This window comes from Stenotrophomonas sp. GD03930 (assembly GCF_029839665.1).
GTDB lineage: Bacteria > Pseudomonadota > Gammaproteobacteria > Xanthomonadales > Xanthomonadaceae > Stenotrophomonas > Stenotrophomonas forensis.
Genome location: NZ_JAOCAV010000001.1, coordinates 61980 through 83613 on the forward strand (window position 1 = coordinate 61980; position 21634 = coordinate 83613).

Genomic DNA, 21634 nt, shown 5'->3' on the forward strand with positions numbered 1-21634 from the left:
CACTCAGTTCGGTCTCAGCTTGTCCAGGCGATCGGTCAGCGCCACCCAGAACGCAGCTGGCAGCTCGGCGCGCAGCGGGACGGCATAATGCCAGTCGTTGCCGAACTGACGGCACTTCACCGCGTCCTTCTCGGTCATCAGCACCGGCAGCTGGCTGCCGAAGGACAGGTCCTGCGGCTGATACGCCTGATGGTCGGCAAAGGCATGCGGCACCACGCCGATGCCACGCGCCCGCAGCATGTCGAAGAAGCGCTGCGGATGGGCGATGCCGGCCACCGCGTGCACACGCTGGCCCTTGAAATACGACAGCGGGCGCGCACGGCCACCGGCCAGCGGCTGCGCACTGTCGATGTGCAGGGCCATCGGCCACTGGCCGAATCCACAGGCCTGGGCTGCGGCATCCTCATCGGCCTGGCCGAGGTTGACCACCCGGAAGTCGCACTCGGTAGCGCGGCTGACCGGCTCACGCAGCGGTCCGGCCGGAATCATCCGGCCATTGCCGTAGCGGCGCTGGGCATCGACCACTTCAATTTCGATGTCGCGTGCCAACCGGTAGTGCTGCAGGCCATCGTCGCAGACGATCACATCGCAGCCGGCCTCGATCAGCGCCTTGCCAGCGGCAACGCGGTCACGATCCACGCGCACCGGCACGCCGGTCTTCCACGCGATCAGCACCGGCTCGTCGCCGCCCTTGGCGGTCGGTGTGTCGGCCTGTACCCACAGCGGCTTGTCCGCATCCTCGCGGCCATAGCCACGACTGGCCACACCCGGCTTCCAGCCGGCGGCACGCAGGCGCTCGACCAGGGCGATGGTCAACGGCGTCTTGCCGGTGCCGCCTGCGGTGATGTTGCCGACCACGATGACCGGCACCGGCAACGTGTAGTGCTTGCGCCAGCCGCGCCGATAGGCACGCCGGCGCAGCGCGGTGACACCGGCGTACAGCGGCGCCAGCAGGCGCATCGCCCAGGGAACCGGGCTGCCGTCATACCAGTACGGCGGGGTCTGGGTACCCTTGCCAGTCATCAGTCCTGCCTTTCGCGGAACTGCATGCTGTGCAGATGCTGGTACAGGCCACCCATGCTCAGCAGCTCCTTGTGGGTGCCGCGTTCAACGATGCGACCGTGGTCCATCACCAGCACCTGGTCGGCATGCTCGATGGTTGACAGGCGGTGTGCGATGACCAGCGTAGTGCGCTCGGGCATCAGGCGCTGCAGTGCATCCTGTACCAGCCGCTCGGATTCGTTGTCGAGCGCGGCGGTGGCTTCATCGAGGATCAGGATCGGGGCATCACGCAGGATCGCGCGCGCGATCGCCAGGCGCTGGCGCTGGCCGCCGGACAGCAGCGCGCCGTTCTCGCCGACCGGGGTCTGCAGCTGCTGCGGCATGCGTGCGATGAATTCCCACGCATTGGCCGCTTCGGCGGCCGCGCGGATCTGATCATCGGTCGCGTCCATGCCATAGGCGATGTTGGCACCGATGGTGTCGTCGAACAGCATGACCTTCTGCCCGACCATCGCCACCTGGCGGCGCAGATCGGCCAGCGGATAGTCGTCCAGGGCCACGCCGTCGAGGGTGATGCGCCCACCACTGGGTTCGTAGAAGCGCGGTACCAGCCGGATCAGGCTGGTCTTGCCGCTGCCGGATCGGCCAACGATGGCGGTCACCGTGCCCGGCTTGGCAACGAAGCTGATGTCATCCAGCGCGATGCCACTGTCGGCGCGGTAGCGCAGCATGACGTGCTCGAAGGCCAGTTCACCCTGCACGCGCTGCACCGTGTTGCGGCCTTCGTCGCGCTCGACCGGCATGTCGAGGATGCCGAAAAGGCGTTCGGCAGCGGACACGCCACGCGAGATCGAGGACTGCACGCTGGTCAGGCGGCGCAGCGAGGGAATGATCGCGGTCATCGAGATCATCAGGCCCATGAACTGGCCGGCGTTCAGACGGCCGGCGAGCGCTTCGCGGGTCGACACCCAGACGATCACCGCCAGCGCCAGCGCGGCCAGGAACTGGACCACGCTGGACGCGCCGGCACGGGTGATTTCCACCTTCATGTTCAGTGCCAGCATGCGGTTGGCCAGGCGCGAGTAACGCGACATCTCATGCTGCTGGGTGCCGTGCACCTTCACTTCCTGCTGCGCGGCCAGCGACTGCTCGGCGGTCTGCGCCATCGTGCCCATGCCGTCCTGGATGCCGCGGCTGATACGCCGGTAGCGCTTGCCGACGTAGGACACGATCACGCCGATCATCGGCACCACCACCAGCATCGCCACGGTGACCTTGACGCTCATCTGCAGCATCACCGCCAGCATCGCGATGATGGTCAGGGTATCGGCGACCACGGTCTTGAGCGCATCGGCGCTGGCCTGGGTGACCTGCTCGGTGTCGAAATTCAGGCGGCTGACCATCACCGGGGTCGATTCGGTATCGAAGTGCGAGGACGGCAGGTGCAGGTACTTGGCCAGTACCTGCTCACGCAGGTCGCGCACCACGCTGCGGCCGGTCTTGGCCAGTGCGTAGTCGCTGACCCAGGTGGCGGCACTGCGCATCAGGAACAGGCCGAGGATGGTCAACGGCAGGATCACCGCCATCCTTGGCTCGGGATTGACGAAGCCGCGGTTGACCAGCGGCTCCATCAGCTTGGTGAAGAAGTACCCGGCCACCGACTCCACCGCCATGGCGATGACAGCGGCGACCATCAGGACCCAGTAGGCACGGGTATATCCCAGCAGACGCTTGTAGATCGGCCACACCGGCGCGTGTTTGGAACTCATGGACGCACCTCGGGTGCTGTTGCAATGGCAATACGGCGGAAGCCGAGCTGGCCCAGCGCATCCTGCGCGGTCACCACGGCCTGGTAGGGAGTGCGTGCATCGGCGCGCAGCAGCACGGTCTGCTCGCGATCACTGCCCGCCACGGCGGCAATGGTCTGCTTGACCGACTCGACGTCGCTGCGCAGCACTTCCTGGTCATTGATGAAATAGCGGCCCTCGGCGTTGATCAGCACGCTGAGCGAGCGCGGCGGCTCGTTGGTCTGCTGCTGGCTGGCGGTCGGCAGCTGCACCTGCAGCGTCGAACGCGCATCGAACGTGGTGGTGACCACAAAGAAGATGATCAGCACCAGGATGACGTCGATCAGTGGCACCAGGTCGATATGCGGCTCATCCTGGGACCGGTCGTTGCCGATACGCATCGATCAGGCCTTCGCCGTGGCAGCGTTGGACGAACGCACCGCCGCGGCCGGGTTCATCACTCCGGGGCGACCGTCGAGCGTATCCAGCAATGCGCTGGCTTCCTGCTCCATCTCCACCACGTAGCCGTGGATGCGGCCCTTGAAGTAGCGATGGAACATCAGCGCCGGGATCGCCACGATCATGCCGGTGGCGGTGCAGACCAGGGCCTTGCCGATGCCACCGGCCAGCTGGTTCACGTCACCCACGCCGTGGTCGAGGATGCCCAGGAACATCTGGATCATGCCGATCACCGTGCCGAGCAGGCCCAGCAACGGGCCCGCCGAGGCGATGGTGCCCAGTGCGTTGAGGAAACGTTCCATGCGGTGCACCAGGTGGCGGCCGGTGTCCTCGATGCGCTCGCGGATCTGGTCACGCGGGCGATTGCGCGCTTCCAGCGCGGCGGCCAGCAGCGCGCCCAGCGGCGAGTTGGCACGCAGGGTCTGCAGATGGGCCGGATCAAGCTTGCCGCGCGCGGCCCAGTTGCGCACTTCCTGGCCGAGGCCGGGCGGCAGCACTTCCGTCCGCCGCAGGGACCAGAAACGCTCCAGGATGATCGCCAAAGCCAGTACGCCCAACAGCAGCAGCGGCACCATCGGCCAGCCACCGGCCTTGACCAGTTCCCACACGTTTCAACCCTCCGGCCCAACGGCCGCTTGTTCAATCGACGATAGGATAGCAGCCGACCGCGCCCGCCCAGCGGCATCCCACCAACGGGATGCGTGGACACGCTGTTCACGCAGCTGCAGCCCTTGTGCGCCAAGCCATACGCGGATCGCCCCGGCGTCGGCGGTCGCCAGCACTTCGGCCCCCCGCGCCTGCCAGCGCTGGACCACCTCCTGGCGCGGGTGTCCGAAGCGGTTCTGGTGCCCGGCCGAAACCAGCGCCAGCCGCGGTGCCACCGCCGCCACCCATCCCGCGCTGGAGCTGCCGCCGCTGCCATGGTGCGGCACCAGCACCACGTCGGCCTTCAACGCGGTCGGCCATGCCTGCAGCAGCGCCCGCTCCGCCGAACGGCCGATGTCACCGGGCAGCAGAACAACGCCGTGGCGGCTGGCGATGCGCAGCACGCAGCTGTCTTCGTTGCCGCCCTGCCGGCTGCCCGGCGCCGGGTGCAATACCTGGAAGTCGACACCGTCCCACTGCCAGCGCATTCCCTGCCGGCAGGGCCTGGCCCCGGCAATCGCGCTGCCGGGCGGTGCCAGCGCATGCAGCCCGGGCAGCTGACGCCGCAGGCTGGGCAGGCTGCCGATGTGGTCCAGATGGTCATGGCTGAGCATCACCTGCTCGGGCGGCCCCTGGCCCAGCGCGCGCAGGGCCGGGATCAGGATCCGTTCATTGCCGTCGGCGCCGGTCGGCGGCCCGACGTCATACCAGAGCGCGTGCCGCGCCGTGCGCACCAGCACCGCCGTGCCCTGGCCGACATCGTGCACCAGCAGTTCCAGCTCACCCTGCGCGGGTGCCCCGCGCGCCGGCCACAGCAGTGGCAGGCAGAGCAACAGCCCCGCCAGGCCACCGCCGGCCCCGCGCGGCAGCAGCCACCAGAACACCCCCAGCAACGCCGCCGGCACCGCCCAGCCCGGCGCCTCGGCCAGCCACCACATCGCCCGCGGGTGCAGCGCCAGCGGCTGCAGGGCCTGCCAGCTGACCTCGAACAACCCGGCGGCGGCACGCCATGCCCATCCTCCGGCGCCGTCGTGCAGGACGTGAAGAGCGGTCCCCAACAGCGACATCGGCACCACCAGCAACGTCCACCACGGGATGATCGGCAGATTGACCAGCGGCCCCAACCGCGCGGTGCCACCGAACAAGGCCACGCACAGGGGCAGCAGGCCCACGCTCGCCACTCCCTGCGCCGCCAGGAAACCGCGCAGGCCACTGCCAACGCCCTCCGGCGCGGTGCGCGGCAGGCACCACAACAGCCACAGCACCCCGCCAAAGCTCAACCAGAACCCTGCTGACAGGACCGACATCGGCGCCGGCAGCACCATCACCATCGCAGCCAGCGCCAGCCCCTGCCCTGCGGCAACCGGGCGGCGTCCGGCCCGGGCCAGCGCAACCAGGCCGATCATCAGCGCCGCGCGCACGGTCGGCAGCGCGCCACCGGCCGCAACGGCATAGGCGGCCGCAGCCAGTGCGGCGCCCCACGCGGCGGCCTGCGGCCGTGGCCGGACCCGCCCCAGCGCTGGCCACAACCACCACGACACGCGGCACAACAGCGCACCGAATCCAGCCACCACGCCCACGTGGAATCCGGAAATGGCGACCAGATGGGTCAGGCCCAGCGCGCGCAGGTGCTCCCAGTCGGCGTCGGACACCGCACGGGTGTCACCCAGTGCCAGCGCCTGCACGAACCGTGCAGCCGGATGCGCCACCTGCGTGGCAATCGCGGCGCTGCTGCGTTCACGCCAGGCCTGCAGGCCCCCTGCGGGCAGCCGCTCACGTGCGCTTGCCGGATCACGGACCGTGCCATTGCCGGAAATGCCCCGCTGCAAGGCATGCCGCTCGGCATCGAAGCCGCCCGGATTGATCCGTGAACGCGGCGCCCTCAGGCGCAGTGACAGGTCCCAGTGCGCCCCGGCGCGAACCGCATGGCGCCCGCCCCCGCTGCCAGCGCTTGCAGGCCCGCGCCACGGATCGCTCCAGGTCACCTGCAGGCGCGTACCACGCAGCGACGGCAGCGCCCCGGCCTCGTCCACACGCAGTACGAAACGCGTGTAACCGGGCCCGCTGTGTGGAAGCTCGACCACGCGTCCCTGCACCCGCACATCCTGCGCCGGCGCAGCGGGAGGCATCTGCCGGTGCAGCGCCCAATGCCCGTGCAGCGTCGCCCATGCCAGCCCGAACACGGCCATCGCCCAGCCCCGGCCACGCCAGCGCGCCAGCCAGCAGGCGCCAGCGGCGACCGCCAACGGCGCGCACAGCCACAGCGGCAGCAGCACCGGCAGCTGCATGCAGGCCAGCGCGCCCAGCACCAGCCCTGTGGCACTGCCCCCACCGAACAGGGGTGGAGCGGATCGTTCGGAAACCATCCGTGCAGCCTGCAATCGGTCACGACGGCTTGCCTATCGGGCAACGCCCCGCGCGGCTGTCAGCGCCGAACGGTGCCGCGATGGAAATTGACCCGGAAGCTGGCGCCGCCGCCGGTCGCTTCGCCGACACTGACCGAGCCGCCGTGGTGCTGCACGATCTCCTTCACCAGATGCAGGCCCAGCCCACTGCCACTGCCAGCCGCGCGCAGCCGGTGGAACGGCTCGAAGATCGCCTCGCGATCATTGACCGGAATGCCGGCACCCTGATCGCTGACCTCCAGCAGGCCGCGCTCATCCAGGCGCACGCAGATGGTGCCGCGCCCGCCACCGTGGACGATGGCGTTGTGCACCAGGTTGGCGATCACCCGCCCCAGCGCCAGGCTGTCGCCGTGGATCCACACCGGCGCGTCCGGCGCATCCACCTCGAAGCCATAGCCCGCCCCTACCACCAGCGGCGCCAGCTCGGCAGCGGCTTCGCGCACCAGCAGCGCCAGGTCCAGCCGTTGCAGCGCACCGACATTGCGGTCAAGCCGCTGCAGGTCGAGCAGATGCTCGGCCACGTTGCCAAGGCGGGCAACGTCGGTGAGCAGCTGCGACTTGAGTTCGCCCTGCGGCAGCTGTGACAGGCGCGCCTGCACCACCGCGATCGGCACGCGCAGCTCGTGTGCGGCATCGGCGAGGAACTTGTCGCGCGCCGCGTAGCCCTGCTGCACCTTGTCGATCGCATCGTTGAACGCTTCCACCAGCGGCGCAACCTCGGTCGACACCAGCTGCGCATCCAGCCGCGCGCCCGGCTGGCCGATATCCAGCTCCTTGGCCTGCTGCGCGGAACGCCGCACACCGCGCATCGCGCGGTGGATCACCGTCGGCATCACCAGCAGCGTGACCACGATCAGCGGCAGGAAGAACCACAAGCCAATCAGGCGCAACACCATCAGTGCGCCATCCAGCAGCCCGCCCTTCGGTGCGCCCCCCACCATCACCGTGATGCGTCGGCCATCCTCGTTGCGGATCATGACCCTGGCCACATCCAGGTAGGGCGGCACCAGCGAACCGAGTTCGGTGGCACCCAGCGTCGGCAACCGCGCCAGCAACGGCGCGTGGATGGCCGGAATCGTGCCGCGTTCCAGCCAGATGCCCTTGTCATCGACCGCCGCGAACCAGAGATTGCCTCCCGCATCCGCGTCCAGCCTGCGCCAGCGCGCTTCATCCAGCACCAACCGGCCGCCCTCACTGTGCACGGCCTTGGCCACCGCCTCGGCCATGAACATGTCCATGCCCCAGGAGTCCTTGTCACCCCAGGTCAGGATCAACGCAACCACCGCGAACAGCACGGTGAATGCCTGCGCGAGGAACAGGCGCCAGGCCAGGCCGAGCGTGATGGAACGGATCGGACGCGCCATCTCAGGCCTCCGCCAGCAGGTAGCCGACGCCCCGGATCACGTGGATCTCCACGCCCGCCCCGGCCTGCTGAAGCGCCTTGCGCAGCTTGGAAATGTGCGCATCGAGCGCATTGGACTGGATCTCATCGTCAAAGCCGTATACCGCCGCTTCCAGCGCACTGCGGGTGACCGTGCGCCCCTGCCGCATTGCCAGCGCCTGCAGCACCAGCACCTGCCGGCGCGGCAGCGGCAGCGGCTGGCCTTCCACCTGAGCCTGCAGCGACTCGAAGTCGAATTCGAGGTGTCCCAGCCGCAGGCTCGGCGTCACCATCGCAGACGGCCGCCGCGACACCGCACGGATGCGCGCCATGAGTTCCTCGATCGCCACCGGCTTGACCAGGTAGTCATCGGCACCGACGTCCAGCCCTTCGACCTTGTCCGACAACGTGCCCTTGGCCGTCAGCATGATCACCGCCAGGTTCGGGCGCAGTGCACGCGCGGTAGCGACAAAACCGGCGCCGTCACCATCGGGAAGCTGGCGGTCGAGCAGCATCAACTGGTGCACCGGATCGCGCAGCGCGATGGCCGCCTCGGCCAGGCTGCCGACCACGTCGGCCACCACGCCCTGCCGCTCCAGGCCCGATTGCAGGGCACGGGACAGGTCAGGATCGTCTTCGACCAGAAGGATGCGCATCAGGGACTCGGCTGCCGGAAACGGTGCCGATCATAGTGCCTGGCGCCTGCCTTGGGCGTCATTGCGTGCCGATTGCCCAGGCGCAATGTTCTGACAATGTTGGGCCCGCACCATGCACAGTCATCCCCCGCAAAGTGGCTGATCGATGCCGTCGCTGTCCCCGACCCTGCTGCGCCCCCTGCTGTTCTCCGCTGCCATCGGCCTGCCGTTGATCACGCAGGCCGCCGACCGCAGCCCCGGCGTGCAGGCCGGCATCACCGCAGGTGCGACGTCCGGCGCGTATGCGCACTACGACGTCAAGCCGCTGGTCGTACCGGCGATTTCCTGGCAGGGCCAGCGCTTCTTCGCCAGCCCCGGCTCGCTGGGCATGTACCTGTACAAGGGCCAGGGCCTGCGGCTGTCGGCGGCACTAACGCCGTACACGCTGCGCTTCAAGACCGACGACGTGAATGATCCGCAGCTGCGCCGCCTGCACAGCCGGCAGATGTCGGCCATGGCAGGAATCAACGGTGAATACAGCGCCGACTGGGGCATTGTCGAGGCCGGTGTGATGCGTGAGATCACCGGGCATGGCGGTGGCTTCGAATCGCGCCTGCATTACAGCTATCCGATCCAGGCCGGCCGCTTCACCTGGGTGCCACGGGTGGGCGTGGTGCACTCCAGCGCACGCCTGCTGGACTACTACTACGGCATCAGCGACGAGGAAGCACTGCGCTCGGGCCTGGCGGCCTACCGCCCGCGCAGCACGACATCGCCGAGCCTGCAGATCGCGGTCAGCACGCCGCTGGGCACCAAGTGGCGTGCAACAGGCGTGGTCGCCAACCAGTGGTTCGGCGATGCGGTGAAGGACAGCCCGATGGCACGACGTGGTACACAGACGTCGGCCTTCGTTTCCCTGATGCGCTCGTTCTGATCGAGCGCCTGCTACGGACAAGGACCCCCCATGGCCTCCGTCTCCCCTGCTGCTGAAGCGCACGCGATCCTGCGTGCTCCCGATCTGGAAAGCGCCGAGCGCGCCTACCTGGGCCTGATGCCCGACCTGGAACACGTCAACGCGTTGGCGCGGCGCGCCCTGGGACTTTCGCGCGTAGCCGATGCAGCGCGCGGCTACGCGCTGTCGATGACCCTGGTCGGGCTGCGCCTGCAGGAGCTGGAGATGGGTGAGGCCATCGCGAAGGAACAGCGCCAGGCGACCCTGCGCAGCCTGCGCCAGGCCTTCGACGCCTGAGCGCAGGGTAGCAACGGCGCATGCAGCCGGTGCTGCAGCGCCGCGCAAGGACTCAGCGGAAGGTGGTCCAGGCCAGGACCGCAGCCAGCAGGGCCACCCAGACCACCGCCTTGAACGTGCCCTCCAGCATGTTGCCGCCGAACAGCAGTTCAAGCACTGGATTGGGCCGGGACACCGGGACATGATCGCTCATCGGGAAATCCTTCTGGTAATGAGGGGAAGGCAGGCGCGCATGCCTGCGCGGGTGCCACTCTAGTACAGGCGCGGCTCCCGTGCGCGCGTGGCGAACATCGACTTAACATCCCGTGCGCCAGTTCCGGTATGTTCGGGCCAACGCTGCGTTCAAGGATGATCGATGATCAAGCGCGTCCTGTTCCCCGTTGTGGCCCTGTTGCTGTCTGCGCTGATCGTCGCGCTGGGATGGCAGAACCGCCAGCTGCGGCAGATCAATCAACAGATGGCCTCGCAGCTGCAGGACATGCGGCTTGAAGCGCACGGCCTGGCACTTGGCAGCCTCGCCGCCCCGCTTGCACTGACGACCACGCAGCAGGCCCGCGTGCAGATTGGTGGCCCACGCGCCAGCCCGCAGATCCTCTATTTCTTCTCCACGGCCTGCCGCTACTGCCTGGCCTCGATGCCACATGTGCGGAAGATTGCCGCTGCACGGGGCGCCAGTGAACTGATCGGCGTGGGCCTTCCTCCCTACGATGAACTGGCCAGCTACGCCGGCAGGCACGATCTGCGCTTCCCGATCGCCATCGACAGCGGAGGCGATGCATCGAAGCGCTATCGCGCAACGGTCACGCCGATGCTGATCGTGCTGGGTAACGACGGCAGTGTGGCCTACAAGCATGTCGGCCAGCTTGATGAGCAGGTCGTACATGCCGCCATGACGTCGTTGGCGCCGGACCTCGCCCTGCCCTGACCAGACTGACTCCGATACCTCGTCATTACTCCCGCGCCACCACTGGCACTCACGTGCCTTCGGCAACTGCAACACCACAACGCCAACCAAGGAGATATACATGATCGGAAAGAAAGTCCTTTCGTCCGTCGCCGGTATCGTCGTTGTCGCGGCCATGGCCTTCGGCGCCGCCCAGGCCTTCGCCGTCGCGCCCAAGACCGGCTACGCGCCGGGCTGCGAACCGCACCCGAGCTGTCCGTTCGGCAATTCCGGCAAGCCCGGCCAGGTGCTGTGCTGTGATCCGTTGTAATCCCATCCGTTCCGAAGCCCGGGTTTACTGACCCGTTGCCACCGCCGCGACGCTGTTCCGGCTCCGCGGCGGTGGCAGGGCCACGGGGTACTGGCCACCCCACCCCGGATTCATCCTCCCCGGACCCGCTTGACGCACGCTTTACCGGCTTTCGTCGCATACCGGTTTCACCGCACAGGAGGCAGTGCCACGCTGGACTCCCTTCTCCGGAGCACCGTGCCATGCCGATGCTTGCCCTGCTGCTGTTGTGCGCTGGCTTGTTCGGCCGCGATGCCGATGCCGGGGATGTCTCCCTGCGCCGCCAGATCCTGCAGGCCGATGCCGGGCACGCGGGCGCTCCGGCGGCACGGGATCCGGCCACCCTGCAGCTGTACCGGCTGCGCCAGGACCGCGTACTGCGTGTTGGCTACCAGCCTCTGGCCGCAGACGGCCAGCAGCAACGGTCCAGGCCGGCGCGCTACGCGCAGGTCTGGGAACGCGTCGAGGGCCACTGGAAGCTGCAGCGCATGATCAGCATCGACGAATGGGTCGCGCAGCGCTGATGCGCGGCGAGGCTGCCAGCACAAACGAAAAAAGCCGGCCCAAGGCCGGCTTTCATCGTGATCCACCGCTGCACCGGTCATACCAGGAGCCAGGTGGTGGGCGGTACAGGGTTCGAACCTGTGACCCCTACCATGTCAAGGTAGTGCTCTACCGCTGAGCTAACCGCCCATCTTGTTCTTGCCGCCCGAAAGCTGGCCTTGCTACGTAAAAACCCGGCGCCAGGGCCGGGCTTTGCAGTTCACGACAGCCCCCTTTGCAGGGACTTCGTGGTGGGCGGTACAGGGTTCGAACCTGTGACCCCTACCATGTCAAGGTAGTGCTCTACCGCTGAGCTAACCGCCCGTTTTGCTTCTGCATTTCCGCGATTGCGTCGGTGCAGGCCGCGTATATTACGGATGCCAGCCGTGAAGCGCAACACTTTTGTGAAGATGCGGCTGCCCTGCCACGTTCAGCCCAGGCTGGCTTCCTTCAGCTGCCGGATCTGGTCGCGCACGCGTGCCGCATCCTCGAACTCCAGGTCCTTGGCATGCTGGTACATCTGCTGTTCCAGCGCCTTGAGCCGGGTGGCCAGCTGGGCCGGGCTGAGCGACCGGTAGTCGGCCCCTTCCTCTGCCACGCCTGCCCGGCTCTTGCCCTTGCCCTTCTTGGCTTCCTTTTCGGCCGCATCGGACCGGGCGCCTTCAAGCACGTCGACGATCGGCCGTGCCACCGAGCGCGGCACGATGCCGTGTTCCTCGTTGTACTCGACCTGCTTGGCGCGGCGGCGATCGGTCTCATCGATCGCCGCCTGCATCGACCGGGTGATCTTGTCGGCATAGAGGATCGCCTTGCCGCGCACGTTGCGCGCCGCACGGCCGATGGTCTGGATCAGCGAGCCGGTGGAGCGCAGGAAGCCCTCCTTGTCGGCATCCAGGATCGCCACCAGCGACACCTCGGGCATGTCCAGGCCTTCGCGCAGCAGGTTGATGCCGACCAGCACGTCGAACTTGCCCAGGCGCAGGTCGCGGATGATCTCCACGCGCTCGACCGTGTCCACGTCCGAATGCAGGTAGCGCACGCGGATGCCATGCTCGGTGAGGTACTCGGTGAGGTTCTCCGCCATGCGCTTGGTCAGCGTGGTGACCAGCACGCGGTCGCCGGCCTTGATGCGCTCGTTGGCCTCGCTCATCAGGTCATCGACCTGGGTACCGACCGGACGGATTTCCACCACCGGATCGATCAGGCCGGTCGGGCGCACCACCAGTTCGGTGATCTCGTCTCCCGCTTCACGATATTCATAGGGGCCGGGCGTAGCCGACACGTAGATCGCACGTGGGCAGCGCTCCTCCCACTCCTCGAAGCGCAGCGGACGATTGTCCAGCGCCGATGGCAGGCGGAAGCCGAATTCGACCAGGGTCTCCTTGCGCGAGCGATCGCCCTTGAACATCGCGCCGATCTGCGGAATGGTCACGTGCGATTCGTCGATCACCAGCAGCGCGTCGGGCGGCAGGTAGTCGAACAGGGTCGGCGGCGGCTCGCCGGCATTCTTGCCGGTGAGGTGGCGCGAGTAGTTCTCGATGCCGTTGCAGAAGCCGACCTCGGCCATCATTTCGATGTCGAACTGGGTGCGCTGGGCCAGGCGCTGCGCCTCGACCAGCTTGTTCTCCGCGTACAGCTGCTCCAACCGCTCCTTCAGCTCGACCTTGATGGTGTCCACCGCCGCCAGCACACGCTCGCGGGTGGTCGCGTAGTGGGTCTTCGGGTACACGGTGAAGCGCTGCATGTTGCGCAGCGTCTCGCCGGTGAGCGGGTCGAACAGGGTGATCTTCTCGACCTCGCCATCGAACAGCTCCAGGCGCAGCGCCTCGCTGTCCGACTCGGCCGGGAACACATCGATCACTTCGCCGCGCACGCGGAACGTACCGCGCTGCAGTTCGTACTCGTTGCGCGTGTACTGCAGCTGGGTCAGGTGATTGATCAGGTCGCGCTGGTCGATGCGCTCGCCCTTGGACAGGATCAGGCGCAGCGACAGGTAATCCTCGGGCGCACCCAGGCCATAGATCGCCGATACGGTCGCCACCACGATCGCATCCGGGCGCGACAGCAGGGTCTTGGTCGCGGCCAGGCGCATCTGCTCGATGTGCTCGTTGATCGAACTGTCCTTCTCGATGAAGGTGTCCGACGACGGCACATAGGCTTCCGGCTGGTAGTAATCGTAGTAGCTGACGAAGTACTCCACCGCGTTGTGCGGGAAGAACGCCTTGAACTCGCCATACAGCTGCGCCGCCAGCGTCTTGTTCGGCGCCATGATCAGCGTCGGCTTCTGCACGTTCTGGATGACGTTGGCGATGGTGTAGGTCTTGCCCGAGCCGGTGACGCCCAGCAGGGTCTGCTTGGCGATGCCCGCTTCGAAGTTGCTGGTCAGCTTCGCGATGGCATCGGGCTGGTCGCCCGCCGGCGAGTACGGCGAGACGAGTTCAAAACGGTCGCTCATGGTGTTGCCAGTTCCCGGGAAGGGTGAGTATACGGGGCCAGGAGTGACGGCCGGCTGAGGGGTTTCCGGGCAGCCGAGCGCGGCGCTACCTGATGGCGCAGCCCCTGCGAGGCAGCGAGGCTGGATCCATGCGCCCCCCTCCTGCTTCCAGCCCCGACACACAGCACGGCATGCATCTGCTCGAACTACTGGTGGTGGTGGCGGTCCTTGCCGTCCTGCTGGCAGCCGGCTGGCCCGCCCTGCAGGAACTGATGCTGCATCAACGTGCGGAATCCACCCGCCTCGGCCTGCAGTCCGGCCTGGCCACCGCGCGCTACCAGGCCATCATGCGCAGTGCGCTGATCGGCCTGTGCGCAAGCCCCGATGGGCACCACTGCGGCGACGATTGGAGCCAGGGCTGGATCGTGTACAGGACCGACGGGCGACGACAGCCCCCCTCCTCCGTCGACTCCATCCTGCTGCACCAGTCCGGCCTGTCCAGCGTCAGGATCAGCGCCGCCAGCAGCAGCGGCCGGCCACAGATCTACTTCCAGCCGGATGGCCGCAGTCCCGGAGCGAACCTGACGCTGCGCATCTGCGCGGACGACCGGGAGCATGCCCGCGTCATCGTCAGCAACAGCGGCAGAATCCGCTCGACCCGCAGCCAGGACGGCCCGCCCTGCTGACAACAAAAAAGGCCTGCGGATAACCGCAAGCCTTTGATGCGTAATGCTTGGCGCCCGAAGTTGGACTCGAACCAACGACCCCCTGATTAACAGTCAAGTGCTCTAACCGGCTGAGCTATTCGGGCGGGGAGGCGCATTGTAATCACCTCGAACAGAGAGTGCAACACTCTTTCACGCAGCCCTGCAGGCAGCTTCCCGCTCGCGTCACCAGCAGTCGGACAGTGTTGCCTGCGACGTCTTCACATTGGCCTGATTGAGCGTCAGGTCGCCACATTTGTCCTTGGTCTGCGCATTGGCCGCTGCTGCCGTGAACGTGAACGTCGACTGCCCGGTCTCCATGGACAGGGTGTAGGCCGCGGTGCCGCCCTCGCGTGGCGAGTTGATGGAATCAGCTCCGCCGGGGAAGGTGAAGCCCACATAGGTGTTGTTGATGGTGTGGTAGCGCTCGGCCAGCTGCGCGTACTCCACCAGATCGGCCTTGGCCTGCGCGCGCCGCGACTTGAGAACATGCGCGCTGTAGTTCGGATAGGCGATCGCAGCAAGGATCGCCACGACCGCCACCACGATCATCAGTTCGATCAGGCTGAAACCGCGGGCCACGCGGCCCGCCATCCACGGTGTACGCATTGCGGTGGCTCCTGGTGCCTGCAAAGAAGGAACGTCGATCACTGGATCTGCCTCCACGACTGGCGACCGCAGGGGTACGGCAGGTACATCGGCTCCGCGCCAGCCACCGAAATCTGCATCATGCAGGCATCGCCCGGGGGCTTCGGCGGCGGACTGCCAGGCTTGCCCGCATCCGGCGGCGCCAGCCGCGGCACCACGGAGGTGGTGACATCCCTCACCGGCGCGTTGCCGCCGGTGTTCAGCGCAACACCCGCCGTCCCTGCGCCCTGCGATTTTCCGTCCGGCGCGCCAAAGCGCACCTGCGACATCGATGCCTCGCCACTGCTGGCCTGGAGGCCGAACAACCAGTTCGAGCCATCCACCGAACAGCCCTGGGCTTCGGAAGGAATGTAGGTCGGGAAGAACACCACGCCGGAGACGATACGCGGATTGCCGACGGCCCGCTCCTTGTTCGCGAGTGTCACTGTCCAGCCACGACTGACCGTGGGAATGCTGCCTGCAGTCAGCGTGCGCAGATTGTCACTGATGCCGGCGGCATACGAACGCAGGTTGGCCGAAGTCAGTGTCGCGGTCGACAGGCCGGCCTCGGTGTCGTTGATGCCGTACAGCGCCTGCAGCGCCGAATCGTTCTCGTCGCCGTAGTAGGAGAAACTGCCGGTGCCGAAGATCAGCATCACACCGCCGGACGGCCCCGTGGTCACGGTCATGCCACCGGTGATCGGCTGACGATAGGTCAGGCGATCACTCGCATCGACATGCGTATCGGTGGTGAACAACGGCACCGTCGGCGCAGCATCGTTGCGCAGGTCGAACTTCCAGACCGCGCCGCGCTTGTCGGCCGCATAGACAGTATCTGCCAGGCCATCGCGCACCTGTTCGTTCTGCCCCGCTCCACCCCAGCGATCGACCACGACGATGTTGCCCAGCCCATTGCTGCCGGCCGGCAGGTTGGTGCCGGACTCGACGGCTTCGATCATGCGGATGGTCGGGGTGCTGCCGGCCACCATATCAACCACGAACAGGACCGCCTTGCCGCTGCTGCTTTCATAACCATTGCCGAAGATCGCGCGGAAACTCACCGAACCGTCTGCGTTCTTCATCGGCACGATCACCGGCTTGCCCAGTACATGGCCGATGTTGGCCCGTACTTCGCTGTCCAGCGCCGAGTTCAGATCGCTGATCTCCCACAGCAGCGAACCGGTTCCCCCGAAGCTGCCCGGATCGGACACATCCAGTGCGAACACGCTGCGCCCGCCCGCGCCGGCAGTACCCACCAGCGAGGTGGTCCAGCCATTGCTGCCATAGGTGTCGCTGACCGTTATCGGGCCATCGACGTAGTAGCGATGCTGGAAGCGCTGGGTGTTCTCATTGGTCGGATCGTAGGGCAGCAGCAGATTGCCCATATGGCCCAGCGCGGTGGACGGAATGTAGGCGAACAGCTCCTTGCCGCCGTCACTGTCCATTTCCCCATCCGCGCCCATGCCGCCATCGAAGGCATGCAGCATGCCGTCATTGGCACCGGCATAGACCATGTAACGACGATCATCCCGCTTGGTGGTCATGTACTCGGCGTAGCTGCTGCCGATCGCACCCGGCAGACGGCGGAAACCATAGTCGTCCAGGGGCGAGCTCAGCACCGGCGTGGAGGTGATGATGTCGCCCAGCACGGTGGTGCGGTCACGCAGCTTGCCGCCATTGCGCTTCTCGTTGCCGGTGGCACCCCGCAGATAGGCCACCGCCGTAGCCGAGTCGGTGGCCAGCGTGGTGATCTCGGATTCAGAGCAGATCCTCATGCCCGGATACAGCGAGCCCGACTTGTCGCACAGATTGGCCAGGCTGACGTTGCCACCGGAGAAATCCACCAGCGCGCCGTTGCGCCAGAAACGGATGCGGCGTGAATCGGCCGCCGGCATCTGCGCGGAGGCTTCCCAGGCCTCCTCCGAAATGACCTTGCGGGTGGATTCTTCCACCTTCAGGTTGAAGGCGTGCAGTTTGCCGTACCAGTCGGTGCCGTTGTTGGTCGCTTCGTAGAACGGCTCCACCGACAACGAGCCTACGCCGATGCGCGCGCCGGTCAGCGAACGCGAGCCGGACGGCGTGGCGCCCTGGGCGACATTGCTGATGATGCGGCGCATCGCAGCGGTGATATCGCCCGGACGCGTGGCATTGACCATTTCGCCGCGGGTGTCATACACCGCGTTCCACAACTCATCGACCGCTTCCGGCTTGAGATCCTGCGTCGACGTGGGGAAGTTCGGCTTGTTCACATAGGGATTGGGGCTGAGGACCCACGGCCGTTTCGGCTCCGGCAGGTACTTGACGCCGAACTCCTTGCCCAGCGTACCCAGGGTCACGCCGTAGAAATTCATGTGCAGGTGCGTCTGGCAGTCCAGCGCCGGGTCTGGATTGGCGCCCTTGCACTCGGAAGGCACTGGAACGGAATTGGTCTCCTTGGTATCCACCAGGGACTTTTCGTAGTACGGCGCCACCAGGTCCTTCATCAATGTCCTGTTTTCGGTCTCATTGATGTAGCCGTCGGTGAACAGCATGCCGGCGTTCTTCTGGCATGACAGCAGCACCGGCGCTTTCGCGTCGGTACGCTTGAACTGCTGCCCCAGGTAATCGGCGGCCGATCGATTGGGCGTACTGCTACTGGCCCGCATGTCCTTCATGATGTCATCGAGAAGCGTCGACTTCTCATCATCATTGGTCATGTTGTACATCGTGACGTTACGCCGGTTGTTGATGCGGAACCAGCCGACTCGCAGGTTGGTCTGGTCATGCAGCGCAGTGGTGGCTGCGCCGATCAGCGATTCGCGACGCGTCCGATACAGGCTGAACCATCGGGCGAAGTTGCCCATGGCCTGGTTGTACTTGGCCGTATTGTTGCCGAAATTGGCGAGCTTGATTTCGTACTTGTACAGGGTGCCCGGGCGACCACCGACAGGATTGGTCACCGCGACCGGTGACGCGGTATAGCCATAGTCTTCAGGCAACGTAGCCCGATCCACCAGATAGAACGTGGCCGGGAAGAACACCATGGCCGCACTGCAGTTCCCGGTGAGGGTCACGGCCTTGGAGCCGACCACGCTGAAACCGCCGTCGGTCGAGCTGTTGTTGCGGTTCAGATCACCACAGCGGTCGCGTTCGATACGCGTGCCGGACGGCAGCACCATGCCGCTGTAGAACTGGAATCGCCAGGCCACGTTGCTGCCATTGACCACGATGGCATTACTCGTCGAATCGGCGGTCAGGTTCAGCGTACCCGTCTTCAGAGAGAAGGCGCCGCTCGGCCGAGGATCCAGCGGCGCACTCTTGGGATCGATGCCCTGTTTCGGGAAGTCGGCATTGGGTTCCGGAAGGCCCGTCTTCCAGTAAGAGTATGTTTCGCGTGGATCGAAGTAGGAGGCATTGACGTCCGGAGAGCGTGCGAAACCGTAAGCATCCAACGGCGGAAGTGCCAGATTGGAGTCCCGACCGTAGCTTGGAAACACATAGTGGTACAACAGCCCGCGATCAACGTAGCCGTTGGCCTCGCTGCCCGTGTAGAAGCTCTTGCCGCCCCAGCGGTAAACGCCGTCGCGGGTATTGTTCAGCACTTCCCAAAGCATCGAACCGGAATCGTCCAGCGCCATCAGGAACGCTGGCGGCGTCTGCACCTGGATGTTCAGCGGCGCCTGCGCCAGCGTGCCCTGGGCCTGGGCGGCCATCAGGCTGTAGATGAAATAGCCTCCCCCCAGCGCCAGTGCGGCGCCGCCTGCGGCCATGAAGCGGAATTTGCGCGAAGCCATGGCCTGCGTCCTCAGAGTTTGAATACGGTGTCGATCACCACCGACGACGAGCTCGCATCGGCATCGTCGGTAGCGAACCCGGTGATCTGGTAGATCGGTGTGGTGTCATCCAGCGGCCGGCCCATGTCCAGCGACGATTCGCCAACCACGCAGCTGTCGATCTGCCGCACGTTGACGGCCGGCGCCGTCTCGTCGCGCCGGTCCTCCGCCCAGCCGGCGGGATCGAAGCCGTCATCGCAGACACGCGATACATCCCCCGCCTGCAGCAGGCTGCCCTCGCTCACGCTTTCGCGATTGGTGATCTGTTCCACCGAACGCTCGGCCGCCCGCACCACGCCTTCCGAATTCTGGAAAGCGCGGTTGGCCGCCCGGTAGTTGGCCGCCATCTTTTCCTGCATGCCGGCCACCTGCATGCCGGCAATTCCGAGCAGCGCCAGCAGGATGAGCATCACCAGGGCCACATACAGCACCGCACCCCGCTGCTGGGCAGGAGCGACGACAGGCCGGAAGGAGCGCGGGAAAGGAGTCATGGTCAGTTTCCGAACAGGCGATTGCGCAGCGCAATCGACACTTCATAGCTGGAGCGGTAATGACCGTCGGACTTGTCGCCGTTGGCAAAGCCCACGCCGAGCACGGACAGCGCATTGGCCGAGCGGGTCGAGGACGACGGCGACGGACTGCGTGCCAGCAGCCCCACCTGCACCTGCCCCACGCGCAGCCATTGCGCGGCACCCGCGGCATCGGCATCAGTGCTGACGCCATCGGCCGCAGCGAACTGCGTGATGTTGCCGGCCGGCGGCGTGTCCAGGCTGATGTTGGCGGTGTTGTCCAGGCCGTACATCAACTGCAGGCTTTCGATGCCTTCCACCAGTTCTTCGTTGATCGAGTAGGCGCCATCACTGTCGGCACGCGCGCGGCGCAGGCCCGGCTGCTTCGTCTCCGGATTGATGCCCACGTAATAGACCATCGACTCGGCGCGATACAGCATCGTCTGCCCGGTGGGCTGCGCGGCATAGCGCGACAGGTCGAGCGAGGCGGCGGTGACCCGTGCGGCGCTCAACGTGCCCGCGAACACATCCGCGTGGCCGCAGTCGGCGATGCCGAACAGGGTCGGATCGCCCACGCCACCGCCAGTCAGGCGGGCGACGCGGGTGCTGTCCATGTCCAGCAGCGCGTTGCCGCCGTCCGTGGAAATGGCCGTGACCGGCACGCCTTCCGGCGCGAAGAAGCGCAGGACGAGCACGTCGCTGCCGCCGGCGGGTGCCGGGATGAGCCCTTCGATCGCGGTAGGCAGGCCGGTCGGAGCCGACCAGTCCGCGCCCAGCGTCAGGCTCCCGCCCGGCGTCGTCTCGGGCGCATCGAAGCCCTGGATGGACACGCTGAAATCCAGCGGACTGCCGTCGCCCGAGGTTGCCCCCAGGTGTGACACCGGGTCGCCCTGGTTCTTCACCACATGGGCCTGGTCGTTGACGCAGCCCATGTGTCCGGCCATGCGGATGTCGCGCTCCAGGAAATCCAGCGCGAAACGCGCGTTCTCCTGCACGCGGGAGGCGCCCTCGGACAGGCGGGAGGCCGTCTGCGAGGCGATGAACACCTGGACCACGCCCAGCATCAGCACGAGGCTGATCACCAGCGCGACCATCAGCTCAACCAGCGACAGGCCGGCCATCGCGGCACGACGGTTCATGACCATGCTCACAGCTCCGTATCCAGGGCGAAGGTGGTGGCCTTGTCCGGATCGTCCGGATCCCAGCGCTGGTCGCCCCAGCTGACGGCCACCCTCACGTTGCCGCCGTTGTAGGTGACTTCCGCGCCGGCGTCATCACCCAGCGCCTTCACCACCTGGCACTGCCAGCGCGCGACCTTGGCGGAAATGGCGACGTCGCCGGTATCGGCACTGCACGCCTTCTCGGCGGTCTTGCTGCCTGCGGCAAACGACGCGGTGGTATACCACGCCGCCTGATAGCGGTTGCTGCGCATCTGCTCGGTCAGGTCATAGGCAAGATTGGTGGCCTGGGTACGGTAGTTGGCGCTCTGCACGAAGCGGACGTTCATGGTCTGCAGCAGCGCGAAACCCAGCAGGCCGAATGCCAGCACGATGATGGCGATCAGCACTTCCAGCAGGGTGAAGCCCCCTGCCTGCCGCGCGCGGACGGAACGGGATTTCATGGGCAGGCTTCCTTGGTGCTGCGGATCTGCCCGGAGGCGTTCACCGTCAATGTGCGCTTGTGCAGCGCGTCCTTGCTGCAGACATCCGGCTCCAGCAGGATCTGCTGATCGGCGCTGGCCCTGCGGCGCCCACGGCCATCGAAGGCGATCACCTCCGACGGCCCGCTGACCGTCAGCTTCGGGCTTGCATTGACGAAGCGCAGGACGGTCTCACCCGACGACATCTCGCCATCACCGTTGGTATCGGCGAAGGCCAGCATGCCGCCAGACCAGCTGCCGTCGCAGCTGGCGCCATCGCTGCTGCCGCACACGCCGCCGCCGCGGTTGCTGCGGATCGCCTCGCTGCGGGCCAGGCTGAGCAGGCCCAGGATTTCATTGTTGCCCGAGGTCACCCGGCTGGAACGCAGGGTGCCCTGGAAGCTCGGAAACGCGATCGCGGCCAGGATCGCCACCACGGCGATGGTGACCATCAGCTCGATCAACGTGAAGCCGCTTTCCCGGCGCAAAGACATTGGACGCTCCCCAGCGTGTTGATGGCCACGATGGGCCATCGCCCTGCCACCGGCAAGCGGCGGCAGGATGAACGGTC

General features: G+C 66.5%; 21 protein-coding genes and 3 tRNA genes. 6 read left to right on the forward strand and 18 right to left on the reverse strand.

Going from position 1 to position 21634, the window contains the following annotated elements; translation table 11 throughout:
- Positions 1-3: 3 nt before the first annotated feature.
- The 7 genes from lpxK to N5C18_RS00415 are packed head-to-tail and all read right to left on the reverse strand — an operon-like array spanning position 4 to position 8335.
- The gene (lpxK, locus tag N5C18_RS00385) at positions 4-1023 is read right to left on the reverse strand and encodes a tetraacyldisaccharide 4'-kinase (protein WP_279943543.1); all 1020 of its coding nucleotides are present in this window, start codon (positions 1021-1023) and stop codon (positions 4-6) included.
- Positions 1023-2771: a lipid A export permease/ATP-binding protein MsbA gene (gene msbA / locus N5C18_RS00390; RefSeq protein ID WP_053449302.1), complete on the reverse strand. Its 1749-nt coding sequence runs from the start codon at positions 2769-2771 to the stop codon at positions 1023-1025. The genes lpxK and msbA overlap by 1 nt, the downstream gene beginning before the upstream one ends.
- Entirely contained in the window at positions 2768-3190 is a 423-nt protein-coding gene (locus N5C18_RS00395; protein WP_004152323.1) for a biopolymer transporter ExbD, read from the reverse strand. The genes msbA and N5C18_RS00395 overlap by 4 nt, the downstream gene beginning before the upstream one ends.
- 3 nt (positions 3191-3193) lie before the next feature.
- Positions 3194-3856, reverse strand: a complete 663-nt coding sequence (locus N5C18_RS00400; protein WP_006429918.1) for a MotA/TolQ/ExbB proton channel family protein — start codon at positions 3854-3856, stop codon at positions 3194-3196.
- A gap of 3 nt (positions 3857-3859) precedes the next feature.
- Entirely contained in the window at positions 3860-6259 is a 2400-nt protein-coding gene (locus N5C18_RS00405) for a DNA internalization-related competence protein ComEC/Rec2 (RefSeq protein WP_279943544.1), read from the reverse strand.
- Positions 6260-6318: 59 nt separating this feature from the next.
- Positions 6319-7662: a HAMP domain-containing sensor histidine kinase gene (locus tag N5C18_RS00410; protein ID WP_053511563.1), complete on the reverse strand. Its 1344-nt coding sequence runs from the start codon at positions 7660-7662 to the stop codon at positions 6319-6321.
- A gap of 1 nt (position 7663) precedes the next feature.
- Positions 7664-8335 (reverse strand): response regulator transcription factor, encoded by a 672-nt coding sequence (locus N5C18_RS00415; protein ID WP_279943545.1) that lies wholly within the window; start codon positions 8333-8335, stop codon positions 7664-7666.
- Positions 8336-8480: 145 nt separating this feature from the next.
- On the opposite strand from N5C18_RS00415, the gene N5C18_RS00420 reads away from it, so the two are divergent.
- Positions 8481-9248: a MipA/OmpV family protein gene (locus tag N5C18_RS00420; RefSeq protein WP_279943547.1), complete on the forward strand. Its 768-nt coding sequence runs from the start codon at positions 8481-8483 to the stop codon at positions 9246-9248.
- 30 nt (positions 9249-9278) lie between these two features.
- Positions 9279-9563, forward strand: a complete 285-nt coding sequence (locus N5C18_RS00425) for a hypothetical protein (RefSeq protein ID WP_053449297.1) — start codon at positions 9279-9281, stop codon at positions 9561-9563.
- A gap of 52 nt (positions 9564-9615) precedes the next feature.
- On the opposite strand, the gene N5C18_RS00430 is transcribed toward N5C18_RS00425, so the two are convergent.
- Positions 9616-9756: a hypothetical protein gene (locus tag N5C18_RS00430; RefSeq protein ID WP_008268513.1), complete on the reverse strand. Its 141-nt coding sequence runs from the start codon at positions 9754-9756 to the stop codon at positions 9616-9618.
- A 162-nt stretch (positions 9757-9918) separates the two neighbouring features.
- Between N5C18_RS00430 and N5C18_RS00435 the strand changes: the two genes are divergently transcribed.
- The 3 genes from N5C18_RS00435 (at position 9919) to N5C18_RS00445 (ending at position 11319) form a co-directional block, all read left to right on the forward strand.
- Positions 9919-10488 carry a TlpA disulfide reductase family protein gene (locus N5C18_RS00435; RefSeq protein ID WP_164241067.1) on the forward strand — a complete coding sequence of 190 codons (570 nt, stop codon included), beginning with the start codon at positions 9919-9921 and terminating at the stop codon, positions 10486-10488.
- A gap of 100 nt (positions 10489-10588) precedes the next feature.
- Positions 10589-10777, forward strand: coding sequence for a hypothetical protein (locus N5C18_RS00440; protein ID WP_008268658.1), 189 nt, complete (start codon positions 10589-10591; stop codon positions 10775-10777).
- Between the two features lie 221 nt (positions 10778-10998).
- Entirely contained in the window at positions 10999-11319 is a 321-nt protein-coding gene (locus N5C18_RS00445) for a hypothetical protein (protein WP_053511567.1), read from the forward strand.
- 94 nt (positions 11320-11413) lie between these two features.
- Here N5C18_RS00445 and N5C18_RS00450 read toward each other — a convergent pair.
- The 3 genes from N5C18_RS00450 to uvrB form a co-directional block, all read right to left on the reverse strand.
- Positions 11414-11488: transfer RNA gene (locus tag N5C18_RS00450), tRNA-Val, on the reverse strand.
- A gap of 99 nt (positions 11489-11587) precedes the next feature.
- Positions 11588-11662: transfer RNA gene (locus tag N5C18_RS00455), tRNA-Val, on the reverse strand.
- 106 nt (positions 11663-11768) lie between these two features.
- Positions 11769-13793, reverse strand: a complete 2025-nt coding sequence (uvrB, locus tag N5C18_RS00460) for an excinuclease ABC subunit UvrB (protein WP_006429643.1) — start codon at positions 13791-13793, stop codon at positions 11769-11771.
- Between the two features lie 128 nt (positions 13794-13921).
- On the opposite strand from uvrB, the gene N5C18_RS00465 reads away from it, so the two are divergent.
- A complete protein-coding gene (locus N5C18_RS00465; RefSeq protein WP_279943548.1) occupies positions 13922-14458 on the forward strand; it encodes a GspH/FimT family protein in 537 nt (178 codons plus the stop codon).
- Between the two features lie 48 nt (positions 14459-14506).
- Here the strand turns inward: N5C18_RS00465 and N5C18_RS00470 are convergent.
- From N5C18_RS00470 to N5C18_RS00500, 7 genes are all read right to left on the reverse strand, one after another.
- Positions 14507-14583, reverse strand: a tRNA-Asn gene (locus N5C18_RS00470).
- Between the two features lie 79 nt (positions 14584-14662).
- The gene (locus tag N5C18_RS00475; RefSeq protein ID WP_053449293.1) at positions 14663-15085 is read right to left on the reverse strand and encodes a type IV pilin protein; all 423 of its coding nucleotides are present in this window, start codon (positions 15083-15085) and stop codon (positions 14663-14665) included.
- A gap of 38 nt (positions 15086-15123) precedes the next feature.
- Entirely contained in the window at positions 15124-18876 is a 3753-nt protein-coding gene (locus N5C18_RS00480) for a PilC/PilY family type IV pilus protein (protein WP_279943551.1), read from the reverse strand.
- Between the two features lie 11 nt (positions 18877-18887).
- Positions 18888-19406, reverse strand: coding sequence for a PilX N-terminal domain-containing pilus assembly protein (locus N5C18_RS00485; RefSeq protein ID WP_053511400.1), 519 nt, complete (start codon positions 19404-19406; stop codon positions 18888-18890).
- Positions 19407-19408: 2 nt separating this feature from the next.
- Positions 19409-20569, reverse strand: coding sequence for a PilW family protein (locus N5C18_RS00490; protein ID WP_279943552.1), 1161 nt, complete (start codon positions 20567-20569; stop codon positions 19409-19411).
- 2 nt (positions 20570-20571) lie between these two features.
- Positions 20572-21045: a type IV pilus modification protein PilV gene (pilV, locus tag N5C18_RS00495; protein WP_053449291.1), complete on the reverse strand. Its 474-nt coding sequence runs from the start codon at positions 21043-21045 to the stop codon at positions 20572-20574.
- Entirely contained in the window at positions 21042-21557 is a 516-nt protein-coding gene (locus N5C18_RS00500) for a GspH/FimT family pseudopilin (RefSeq protein WP_279943554.1), read from the reverse strand. Before N5C18_RS00500 ends, pilV begins: the two co-directional genes overlap by 4 nt.
- Between the last annotated feature and the right edge of the window lie 77 nt (positions 21558-21634).